The following is a 10433-nucleotide window of genomic DNA, read 5'->3' as shown; positions in this document are numbered from 1 at the left end:
ACCGATCGCCATGGAGCAAGGCCTGCGCTTTGCTATCCGTGAAGGCGGCCGCACAGTCGGCGCCGGTGTGGTGTCGAACATCACTGAGTAAGGCCTGTTTGTTCGCAAACGCCCTACGGCAGAAATAGAAAAGGCCGCCCACCACGGGCGGCCTTTTTCGTGTGCGGGGGGGGGAGTGTAGCGGCATAAGTGGTCCGCCCTAGTGGAAAGCTCGTAATCATGACCGCAAACGAAACCAGTCCGCACTCAGCACTTGCGCCAACATGCGACTCCCCCTATACGCGCGCTACGACATTGGGTCACGTTCGCGTGGCCCTCTTTTTGTCGTGGTCTCGACGAGGGCAGCGGGTGGTCCGAAGTCCTCCTCTCAGACCCAAATGCTGATACGAAAGGCCTTCCCTCATGAAGAGCCAAAACATCCGTATTCGGTTGAAAGCGTTTGACTACCGCGTCCTCGACGCAAGTGCTGCAGAGATTGTAAGCACGGCCAAACGCACCGGCGCCAACGTACGTGGCCCGATTCCGATGCCGAACAAGATCGAAAAATTCACCGTCCTGCGTGGTCCGCACATCGACAAGAAGTCGCGCGATCAGTGGGAAATCCGCACGCACAAGCGGATGCTGGACATCGTTGATCCCACCCCCCAGACCGTTGACGCGCTGATGAAGCTCGACCTCGCAGCTGGTGTGGCCGTGGACATCTCCGTGATGGAGACAAGCTGATGCGTGCCGGTATCCTCGCCAAAAAGCTGGGCATGACCCGGCTGTTCATGGAAGATGGTAAGCAGATCCCTGTGACCGTTCTCCACCTCGACAACCTCCAGGTCGTTGCACAGCGCACCATGGACCGTGACGGCTACACAGCTGTTCAGCTCGGTGCTGGTGATGCGAAAGCAAAACGCACATCCAAAGCGATGCGCGGTGTGTTTTCCGCAGCCAACGTTGCGCCCAAGCGTAAGCTGGTTGAGTTCCGCGTTGAAGAAGACGGCCTGATCGAAGTCGGTGCAGAGCTTTCGGCTGAGCACTTCCTTCAAGGTCAAAAGGTCGACGTGACCGGGACCTCGATTGGTAAAGGCTTTGCCGGTGCCATGAAGCGTCACAACTTTGGCGGTCTTCGCGCCACGCACGGTGTGTCGATTTCGCACCGTTCGCACGGGTCCACGGGTCAGTGTCAGGACCCAGGTCGCGTGTTTAAGGGCAAGAAAATGGCCGGTCACATGGGTGCTGCCCGCGTGACGACCCAAAACCTCGAAGTCGTGAAAACCGACGCCGAGCGTGGCCTCGTTATGATCAAGGGCGCTGTCCCCGGATCAAAAGGCGGTTGGGTTACGGTCAAGGACGCTGTGAAAAAGAAGGCCCCTGAGGGTCTGCCTTTCCCAGCTGGTCTGAAATCCACTGCTGCTGCTGAAGCGCCTGTCGCCGATGCGCCCGCTGAAGGGGGTGAAGCATGAAACTTGATGTGATCAATCTGGACGGCGGCAAAGCCGGTTCCGTTGAGCTCTCTGAGGACCTGTTCGGTCTGGAACCCCGTGCGGACATCCTGCACCGTGTGGTCCGTTGGCAGCGTAACAACGCACAAGCCGGCACCCACAAGGTCAAGACCCGTTCGGAAGTCAGCTACTCGACCAAGAAGATCTATCGCCAAAAAGGCACCGGTGGCGCACGCCACGGCGCTCGCTCGGCACCGATCTTCCGCGGTGGTGGTGTCTATAAGGGCCCGACGCCCCGCAGCCACGGCCACGAGCTGACCAAAAAGTTCCGCAAGCTGGGTCTGCGCCACGCGCTGTCCGCAAAAGCAAAAGCGGGCGAACTGGTTGTGATCGAGAACGCATCCACTGCTGGTAAAACCGCAGCATTGGCCAAGCAGATCAAAGAGCTGGGCTGGAAGCGCGCATTGGTGATCGACGGAGCAACTGTGGACGAAAACTTCGCCCGCGCAGCTGCGAACATCACCGGGCTCGACATTTTGCCGAGCATGGGTGCAAACGTATACGACATCCTGCGCCGTGACACGCTTGTGCTCACGAAAGCAGCTGTCGAAGCACTGGAGGCTCGCCTGTCATGAGCACGGAAGCAAAACACTACGATGTGGTGCGCAAGCCGATCATCACCGAGAAAGCCACTATGGCTTCTGAGAACGGTGCTGTCGTGTTTGAAGTTGCCATCGATGCGAACAAACCTGCGATCAAAGAAGCCGTTGAAAGCCTCTTTGGTGTGAAGGTTAAGGCGGTCAATACGACGATCACCAAAGGCAAGGTCAAGCGTTTCCGGGGTCAGCTCGGCAAGCGTAAAGACGTCAAGAAAGCCTACGTGACGCTCGAAGAGGGCAACACGATCGACGTAAGCACCGGTCTGTAAGCTTTCGAGCTTCGCTAGAATTGGAAACCCCGGCCGCGAAAGTGGCCGGGGTTTTTTCGTTTTCGGGGTGTTGTGTCGTTTATGCACGCTGTTTGAAGTTAACGAATGGCGAAAAGTGGGGGGCTTCGGGTGGCCCAATGAGCAATTTCAGCGATATTTTGTGATTATTTGACGCCTAAAACGATTGTTTTCGGCGCATCTTCATCTTTCTAAATCTATGAAATGCGCTTTGCATTCTGCGAAAACCCTTTGGCCTGCCTGAGTTAGCAGTTGCCCGGTTGTTGGGCATGCCGCTGGGTTAATGTGTCTTAAGTTAAATCAACTTTTTTGGCACGTATCTTGCTGTTTTCAATAACGAATTATTAAGCATCCCGCCGCAAAACAGACAAATCGGCTAGCCTATTTTGGTGAAGACAGGCCGAGTATGCATTTGAAAAATAAGGCTGAGTATGACCATTTCTCCCGCTTCGGAATTTTCCAACTCCTCACAAGGCGCGGGCCCTCTGCGGTCTACTGGCCATTTGCCTCAAGACATTTCAGCTTGGACCGCCCTGCGTGCGTTTGCGTGCGTATGGGTGGTCCTTTTTCATTTTGACCAGCGTTTTGAGACATCGCTTGGTGGGGCATTTGTTGCAAACGGCTACCTCGCGGTGGATCTGTTTTTCGTTCTGTCGGGCGCGGTCATTTTCCACGTTTACGGAGCGGCGTTGGCAGACAAGCGTTTTTCATGGCGCTTGTTTCTCTGGAAGCGATTTGCCCGTTTGTATCCGGTGCACTTTGTGACCCTGATTGCGGCGGTGGCGATTTTGTACGGCGGTGCGGCTGCCGGATTGGGGCAGGCACCGGAATACGATTTTGGCACGGTTTTGTTCGCCAACCTCTTTGCGCTGCACGGGTTTGGCGTATTGGAAGAATTGACCCTTAACTATCCGTCCTGGTCCATTAGCGCGGAGATTGCCGCCTATGCTTTGTTTCCGGTTTTGGCCTACCCATGCTTGGTCATGCCGCGCAAAGTTTTGGTTGGCGCGGGTGCAGCGGTCTTCCTTGCGATCATCATCGCTGTTGAACTTGCGCCCGAACACATTTTTCCCAGCAACCCGCGTGGCCAAAAGCTGACCAGCCTTACCTATAATTTCTCGGTTCTGCGTGTGCTGCCTGAGTTCCTTTTGGGCCTTATCGTCTGCCGCTGCCTCAGTGGGGTGGGGCGGTTGTCTTCGCGAACATCGATGCTCGCGCTCGGCGTGATCATCGGGGGGATGATGCTGTGCCTGGTGACTGGTCAGGATTGGGCGTTCGTCCTCGCTGGGGCCGCCTTGGTTGGGCTATTGTTTATCGGACAGTTCCAGCCCCCCAACTGGATGATCTTTCTCGGCACGATCAGCTATTCGGTGTATATGGTGCACGCGCTTGTTGCGATCACTCTCTTCAAGGGTATTGAGCGGGTTGGGGGCTATTCCGACAATGCGGTTCCGCTCTTTTGGTGGCCTTTCACCATAGCCATCACTCTAGGTGCGGGGTACCTTATGTGGCGTTTCGTGGAGGAGCCTATGCGTCAATATTTGACCACTCCTCGGCGCACGACAGCGTCCAAGCATGGCGGGGGCAGACCGGCACCAGAATACCCCCGCGCCGATGCCTTTCCGCGATAGGCCACGATGGCTGCGGTTTGGAGGGCTTTTCGGACCCCAACCGCTTGACCCCATCGCGCAATGCTCCTAACAGACACCATCGCAACACGCCCCGGATTCGTCCGGGGCTGTGCGTTTGGTCGGACGGGTGTGTAACTGTGCACCAATATGACCCGGAACAAAGCGCCTTCAACAGTGCAATGTTCCGCATTCGCCGGCCACCTCCGGGGGGCTTTACATAGCGGGAGCGCAGGCTCTCGCCCAGACAACGGAAGACAGTAAACATGGCACTAAAGTCGTATAAGCCGACGACGCCGGGCCAGCGCGGGCTGGTTCTGATCGACCGTTCGGAGCTGTGGAAAGGTCGCCCTGTAAAGGCGCTGACCCAAGGCCTCACCAAAAATGGTGGCCGCAACAACACCGGACGGATCACGATGCGCCGCAAAGGCGGGGGCGCCAAGCGTCTCTATCGTATCGTCGATTTCAAACGTACAAAAATGGATGTAACGGCCACGGTCGAACGCATCGAATATGACCCCAACCGGACTGCGTTCATCGCGCTCGTACGGTATGCCGACAATGAGCAAGCCTACATCCTGGCGCCTCAGCGTTTGAGCATTGGTGATCAGGTTGTTTCGTCCGCTAAGGCCGACATCAAGCCCGGTAACGCGATGCCTTTCTCCGGCATGCCCATCGGTACGATTGTGCACAACGTTGAGCTGAAGCCAGGTAAAGGCGGCCAGATCGCCCGTGCCGCTGGTACCTACGCCCAATTCGTTGGTCGTGATGGTTCCTACGCTCAGATCCGTCTGTCCTCCGGCGAGCTGCGTCTCGTCCGTCAGGAGTGCATGGCAACGGTTGGTGCGGTCTCGAACCCCGATAACTCCAACCAGAACTTCGGTAAGGCTGGTCGCAACCGTCACAAGGGCATCCGTCCCTCTGTGCGTGGTGTGGTCATGAACCCGATCGATCACCCTCACGGTGGTGGTGAAGGTCGGACATCCGGTGGTCGTCACCCAGTGACACCATGGGGTAAGCCCACCAAAGGTGCTCGTACCCGTAACAAAAACAAAGCGTCCAGCAAGCTGATCATCCGCTCGCGGCACGCCAAGAAGAAGGGGCGGTAATCCATGTCTCGCTCTGTTTGGAAGGGTCCTTTTGTCGACGCTTATGTCCTCAAAAAGGCCGAGAAAGCCCGCGACAGCGGTCGTCTGAACGACGTGATCAAAATTTGGTCGCGCCGCTCTACAATTCTGCCCCAGTTCGTGGGCCTCACCTTTGGTGTGTACAACGGCCACAAGCACGTGCCCGTGAACATCACCGAAGAGATGATCGGCCAGAAGTTCGGGGAATACTCGCCGACGCGTACCTACTACGGTCACGCCGCCGATAAAAAAGCAAAGAGGAAGTAAGCCATGGGTAAGGAAAAAAACGCCCGCCGCGTGGCCGACAATGAGGCTATGGCGAAAGTCCGCATGCTGCGTACTTCTCCCCAGAAGCTGAACCTCGTCGCTGGTCTGATCCGTGGCAAGAAAGTGGACAAGGCTCTGTCCGACCTCACTTTCTCCAAAAAGCGTATCGCGATTGACGTGAAGAAATGCCTTCAGTCCGCTATTGCGAACGGTGAAAACAACCACAACCTGGATGTCGATGAGCTGATCGTGGCGGAAGCCTATGTCGGCAAGAACCTGACCATGAAGCGCGGTCGCCCGCGGGCACGTGGTCGTTTCGGCAAGATCGTTAAGCCCTTCGCAGAGCTGACAATCGTCGTCCGTCAAGTCGAGGAGCAAGCATAATGGGTCAGAAGGTTAATCCGATTGGCATGCGCCTGCAGGTGAACCGCACCTGGGACAGCCGCTGGTACGCCGACACCAAAGACTACGGTGATCTGCTTCTTGAGGATCTCGCGATCCGCGCGTTCATTGAAAAAGAGTGCGTTCAGGCCGGCATCAGCCGTGTCATCATCGAACGTCCTCACAAAAAGTGCCGCGTTACCGTGCACACTGCGCGCCCTGGCGTCATCATCGGCAAGAAAGGCGCAGACATCGAAACCCTGCGTCGCAAACTTGCTGCGATGACCGACAGCGAGCTGCACCTCAACGTTGTTGAAGTGCGCAAGCCCGAGCTTGACGCTGCCCTCGTGGCCGAAAGCATCGCACAGCAGCTCGAGCGTCGTGTGTCCTTCCGTCGTGCCATGAAGCGCGCCGTACAGAACGCAATGCGTATGGGTGCCCTCGGCATTCGTGTGAACGTTGCGGGCCGTCTCGGTGGTGCCGAAATCGCACGGACCGAATGGTACCGTGAGGGCCGCGTGCCCTTGCACACACTGCGTGCGGACATCGACTACGCTCACGCCGAAGGTTCCACTGCTTACGGGATCATCGGGATCAAGGTCTGGATCTTCAAAGGTGAGATCATGGAGCACGATCCTGCGGCACGTGACCGTAAGGCCCAGGAACTCCAAGACGGCCCAGCACCTCGCGGTGCAGGTGGCGGTCGTCGCTAGGGAGAGAAACAGATGCTTCAACCAAAGCGTACTAAATTCCGCAAAATGCACAAAGGCCGCATCCGCGGTGAGGCAAAAGGCGGGTCCGATCTGAACTTCGGGACTTACGGTCTGAAGGCTCTTCAGCCTGAGCGTATCACTGCGCGTCAGATCGAAGCTGCTCGTCGTGCCATGACGCGTCACATGAAACGTCAAGGCCGTGTTTGGATCCGGATTTTCCCCGATCTGCCCGTGACCTCTAAGCCCGTCGAAGTACGGATGGGTAAAGGTAAAGGTTCCGTGGATTACTGGGCGTGCAAAGTTAAACCCGGCCGTGTGATGTTCGAGATCGACGGTGTATCCGAGGACGTTGCTCGTGAGGCTCTGCGCCTTGCTGCGATGAAACTGCCAATCAAAACACGGACTGTTGTTCGCGAAGATTGGTAAGCCTTGGTCGTGGCGTTTGATTGCGCCACACCGGTCCCAAATAAAGAGCCCCCGCCGAGAGATCGGTGGGGGTTTTTCTTTTAGGGCAGATCAAGAACGACGCGCTTAGGTTCTAGTCTGCCTGTAATGAGGTGGCCTTTGGTTTTGACCTCCGGGAAGTCCTTTGCCCAATCCTTGAACCGGTCGTTTGTGACCACCGGGGCGCCATAGTCGCGTGCGGCGCGCAAGATCATTGGGTCGGCGGGAGTGCCCTTGGGCACGACCATTACGCGATCTGTCGGCAAACCCAGCACGCGGGCAAGCGCCTTGTCGTGCTGATACTTCCCTATCAGTAAATAGCCAGCATTCGCATCAAACACGACGCTGGGCGTGTAACCGCGTTGCTCCAGATGGGTAATGACTGCGATCACCGATTGGATTTCGGGTTTGCCTTCGCGCCAATGCATCACGTTAGAGCCGTCCAGAATAACCCAACGTTTCTTGCGCCGAAAAATGCGGAACAGCAGAGCCGCAAAAACCACCAACATGACGACAATGGCGGTGAGGTCGGTAGAATCGAATAGGGCTTGCGTCATCGTGATCTGTGTCCTGCCGACTATCTGTTAAGAGCCTTCTTCTGAAACCGAAGTGTGTCCCCAATAAGGACGTCTTGCAGAAAACGAGATCGTTAGCGCGTCGGCACTCATTCCCACTTGTAGTTGAACGAAACGCTTATGCGCTCCTCTTCGGCCATGTTCATGGGGACCTCGTGTCGAAGCCAGCTTTCCCACAGCAACAGCTCACCAACCTCTGGCTTGGCGTATACAAATGTCCGCAATTCTTCGGGCGCGTCTTTTGCTCGGACCGGGGCAGCCATCATCATCTGAGACCGCGGGTCCTCTAGTTTGAGGGCGGATGTCCCTTGGGGCATTTGCACATAGGTCGTGCCAGAGATGACTGAATGGGGGTGGATGTGGCTTGTGTGGATGCCGCCTTCGGGCAGGATGTTGATCCAGATGTCTTCTAGTACCAGTTTTTTGTCGCCCAGATCGAACGCGAGGTCCTTGGCAAACTCCGCGACGTGCTTGTCCAAGGCTTTGACCACATCGGCAAAGATCGGGAACCGCCACGGCAAATCGCTCAGCGAGGCGTAGCTGGTGTATCCGGCGTATCCATTGGCCTCGCACCACTCTTGGCCTGCTTCATCGTCCTCGGCGATTGAGATGCAGCTGTCCAAAAATTCTTCTGGATCGATGGCGTCACCAAAGGTGGTGAGCGATGATTGGTAAAGGCGGGTCACGAAGAGGGATTTTATCTGGGTCATGGCCGCGTCTTAGCGTATTAAGCCCGAGCAGGCGAGAGGGTGCGCAATGGTCCGTGACTACGGTGAATTTCTTGGAAAGACGGAGGCGCCTGCGGCGTCGCCCCTAGCTGCGCTTGGATGGCGGCCGTTTTTCGCCAATCAGGTCGATGCGGATGAACTGTTGGCGCATCCGCCCGTGCGGGTGACAGAGGTCCATCGCAGTTCCATCCATGTTGTGGGCGACGGAATTGATCAAAGCCTTCCTTGGGTGGCGGCCACAACGGTTGGTGACTGGCTGATGTTGAACCGGGAGTTGCCCACCGCGAGCCGCGTGTTGACCCGCGCCACAGAGATCAAGCGCCGCGCGGCTGGGCCGGGACGCGATGTGCAGATGATCGCCGCAAATCTCGATACCGCGTTCATCGTGTCCTCTTGCAACGCTGATTTCAATGTCGCTCGGCTCGAGAGGTTCCTCGCGGTGGTGCTTGAGGCTGGCGTGACGCCCGTCGTGATCCTTTCCAAAAAGGACCAAGCGCCTGATTGGCAGGACTACGTGGCGCAGACCCAAGCAATGACGGAAGCCGCAGTGATTGCGGTGAATGCGAAGGGGGACGAAGTCCGCAGTGTCCTCGCGCCGTGGTGTAGACCGGGTCAGACGGTCGGGTTCTTGGGTATGTCTGGGGTGGGTAAGTCCACGCTTACTAATGGGATTGGTAATCTGAGTGTGGCGACTGGTGATATTCGGACAGATGATGCGCGCGGGCGGCATACGACCACGCGGCGACAGTTATTCTTTGTGCCCGACGGTCCCGCCATTTTGGACACCCCGGGTATGCGTGAGTTGCAGTTGACCGAAGCGGCCAGTGGCGTTGGTGAAGTCTTTTCGGACCTTGAAGAGATCGCCAGCCAGTGTAAATTTCGCGACTGCGCCCATGGCGGTGAGCCGGGCTGCAAGGTTCAAGCGGGTATCGCGGCGGGCACGATTGAGCCTGAGCGGCTCGCGCGCTGGCAAAAGCTGGTCGCTGAGGACCGCGTGAACTCCGAGAGCGTTGCGCAACGGCGCAAACGTGAGAAAGGCTTTAGTCGGATGGTAAACAAGTCCATCCGGGGCAAAGCGCGTTAGGCCGTCGGGTTCGTAACCTTGATCGAGACCTTCTCAAGTTCGATATCGTCGGCACCGCTCAGCCGTAGGATCGTGCTTGCGGCAGGGGCTGTGTCCGTTGCACCGAGCCGCAAAGTGATCGAGGCGCCGTAGGAGCCGTCATCGTCCAAGAACCATGCCAGATCAGTGCCCTCTACGGGGCGGTCATCGCCGGGTTCGCGTTGGATCTCGACCTCTAGTGCCTCCACGTCGGGATCAAAGCCTTCGATGACGCGGATAGGTGCAGGGCCGTCTGTGGTGAACAGGACCTCAAGGCCCGTGTCCAAAACCGGGGGCTCGGGAAAGGCGTGGTTCCACAGTTCGGCATCAAGGTCTATCTCGGGGTCGTCTTCGGCCATTTCCACGTCCAAGTCTTTTGCGGTGTTGATTGAGGGCCAATCCGCGGGAGAGGCGGAGTGTTTCGCGTATTCCACCTCGGCGGCTCTGGCGACGTGGCCTGCGGCCAGTGCCGCGCGCGCCATGATGGCGGCGTCGTCCAAAATCGGGGCAGGCGGGTCCTGGTCGAACGTCGCCTTAAAGCTCGGGGCGATGTCGTGTGCCAACTCGTCAAAGGTTTCGGGGGCTGGCGGTTTGGCCCCACCGCCAAATCCGTGGCGCAGTTGGGCAAGGGAAGTGAAGAAGTTCATATCGGCCTCGTTTCGAATTGATTAACACAACCTTAATGTTGGCCGAGGCAAGACAGAGACCGACCCAAGGCAATTGCTGGGAAAGACTGTGGCGCCTGAATGGCAGAGAAACTTGGCCTAAAGGGCTTGCGCGACGGGCCAATTGGTCGTATCCGGCACGCTCACTCCCGAACTCCACTGGAATCAGGGTCACCCGCTAATGGGGCCCCCCAGTGATGTTGAAAAAAGGAAAAGGCCTGTGAACGCCACCGAATTGCGTGATAAAACGCCCGATCAGCTGCGTGATATGCTGAAAGACCTCAAGAAAGAGGCCTTCAATCTCCGCTTCCAAGCTGCGACTTCCCAGATGGAAAACACCGCACGCGTGCGTACCGTTCGTCGTGACGTTGCCCGTGTGATGACCATTCTGAACGAAAAGGCCGCGTCTGCGGCCGCTGCTGAATAA

16 protein-coding genes are annotated in these 10433 nt (G+C 57.3%); 13 read left to right on the top strand and 3 right to left on the bottom strand.

Annotated elements, in window-relative coordinates; all coding sequences use genetic code 11:
* From PM04_RS18345 to rplP, 11 genes are all read left to right on the top strand, one after another.
* On the top strand, positions 1–91 hold a 91-nt coding region (locus tag PM04_RS18345; protein WP_152600861.1), incomplete at its 5' end, for a hypothetical protein.
* Positions 92–402: 311 nt separating this feature from the next.
* Positions 403–723: a 30S ribosomal protein S10 gene (rpsJ, locus tag PM04_RS15810; RefSeq protein WP_038008643.1), complete on the top strand. Its 321-nt coding sequence runs from the start codon at positions 403–405 to the stop codon at positions 721–723.
* Positions 723–1451: a 50S ribosomal protein L3 gene (gene rplC / locus PM04_RS15805; protein WP_038008641.1), complete on the top strand. Its 729-nt coding sequence runs from the start codon at positions 723–725 to the stop codon at positions 1449–1451. Before rpsJ ends, rplC begins: the two co-directional genes overlap by 1 nt.
* Complete coding sequence (gene rplD, locus PM04_RS15800) at positions 1448–2065, top strand: 50S ribosomal protein L4 (protein ID WP_038008640.1); 618 nt, start codon at positions 1448–1450, stop codon at positions 2063–2065. Before rplC ends, rplD begins: the two co-directional genes overlap by 4 nt.
* The gene (locus tag PM04_RS15795) at positions 2062–2358 is read left to right on the top strand and encodes a 50S ribosomal protein L23 (protein ID WP_038008638.1); all 297 of its coding nucleotides are present in this window, start codon (positions 2062–2064) and stop codon (positions 2356–2358) included. Before rplD ends, PM04_RS15795 begins: the two co-directional genes overlap by 4 nt.
* Before the next feature lie 449 nt (positions 2359–2807).
* Positions 2808–4007, top strand: a complete 1200-nt coding sequence (locus PM04_RS17495) for an acyltransferase (protein WP_052068489.1) — start codon at positions 2808–2810, stop codon at positions 4005–4007.
* Positions 4008–4270: 263 nt separating this feature from the next.
* Positions 4271–5113 (top strand): 50S ribosomal protein L2, encoded by an 843-nt coding sequence (gene rplB / locus PM04_RS15785; protein ID WP_038008637.1) that lies wholly within the window; start codon positions 4271–4273, stop codon positions 5111–5113.
* Between the two features lie 3 nt (positions 5114–5116).
* On the top strand, positions 5117–5398 hold the full coding sequence (rpsS, locus tag PM04_RS15780) for a 30S ribosomal protein S19 (protein WP_038008635.1): 282 nt from the start codon (positions 5117–5119) through the stop codon (positions 5396–5398).
* 3 nt (positions 5399–5401) lie between these two features.
* Positions 5402–5782 carry a 50S ribosomal protein L22 gene (rplV, locus tag PM04_RS15775; RefSeq protein WP_038008633.1) on the top strand — a complete coding sequence of 127 codons (381 nt, stop codon included), beginning with the start codon at positions 5402–5404 and terminating at the stop codon, positions 5780–5782.
* Entirely contained in the window at positions 5782–6492 is a 711-nt protein-coding gene (gene rpsC / locus PM04_RS15770) for a 30S ribosomal protein S3 (protein WP_038008632.1), read from the top strand. Before rplV ends, rpsC begins: the two co-directional genes overlap by 1 nt.
* A gap of 12 nt (positions 6493–6504) precedes the next feature.
* Complete coding sequence (gene rplP / locus PM04_RS15765; protein ID WP_038008631.1) at positions 6505–6918, top strand: 50S ribosomal protein L16; 414 nt, start codon at positions 6505–6507, stop codon at positions 6916–6918.
* Positions 6919–6998: 80 nt separating this feature from the next.
* Here the strand turns inward: rplP and PM04_RS15760 are convergent, their stop codons facing one another.
* Together PM04_RS15760 and PM04_RS15755 are read right to left on the bottom strand one after the other, a co-directional pair.
* Positions 6999–7493 (bottom strand): hypothetical protein, encoded by a 495-nt coding sequence (locus PM04_RS15760; RefSeq protein ID WP_038008629.1) that lies wholly within the window; start codon positions 7491–7493, stop codon positions 6999–7001.
* A 107-nt stretch (positions 7494–7600) separates the two neighbouring features.
* A complete protein-coding gene (locus PM04_RS15755) occupies positions 7601–8221 on the bottom strand; it encodes a 2OG-Fe(II) oxygenase family protein (RefSeq protein WP_038008627.1) in 621 nt (206 codons plus the stop codon).
* Positions 8222–8267: 46 nt separating this feature from the next.
* On the opposite strand from PM04_RS15755, the gene rsgA reads away from it, so the two are divergent.
* The gene (gene rsgA, locus PM04_RS15750) at positions 8268–9323 is read left to right on the top strand and encodes a ribosome small subunit-dependent GTPase A (RefSeq protein WP_038008625.1); all 1056 of its coding nucleotides are present in this window, start codon (positions 8268–8270) and stop codon (positions 9321–9323) included.
* Here rsgA and PM04_RS15745 read toward each other — a convergent pair.
* Positions 9320–9988, bottom strand: a complete 669-nt coding sequence (locus PM04_RS15745) for a hypothetical protein (protein ID WP_038008623.1) — start codon at positions 9986–9988, stop codon at positions 9320–9322. The genes rsgA and PM04_RS15745 overlap by 4 nt on opposite strands.
* Before the next feature lie 238 nt (positions 9989–10226).
* On the opposite strand from PM04_RS15745, the gene rpmC reads away from it, so the two are divergent.
* The gene (gene rpmC, locus PM04_RS15740) at positions 10227–10433 is read left to right on the top strand and encodes a 50S ribosomal protein L29 (protein WP_038008622.1); all 207 of its coding nucleotides are present in this window, start codon (positions 10227–10229) and stop codon (positions 10431–10433) included.

It is taken from the genome of Thalassobacter sp. 16PALIMAR09 (genome assembly GCF_000765485.1).
In the GTDB taxonomy this organism is placed as follows: Bacteria; Pseudomonadota; Alphaproteobacteria; order Rhodobacterales; family Rhodobacteraceae; genus Thalassobacter; species Thalassobacter stenotrophicus.
This window is presented reverse-complemented; position numbering and strand designations above follow the sequence as displayed.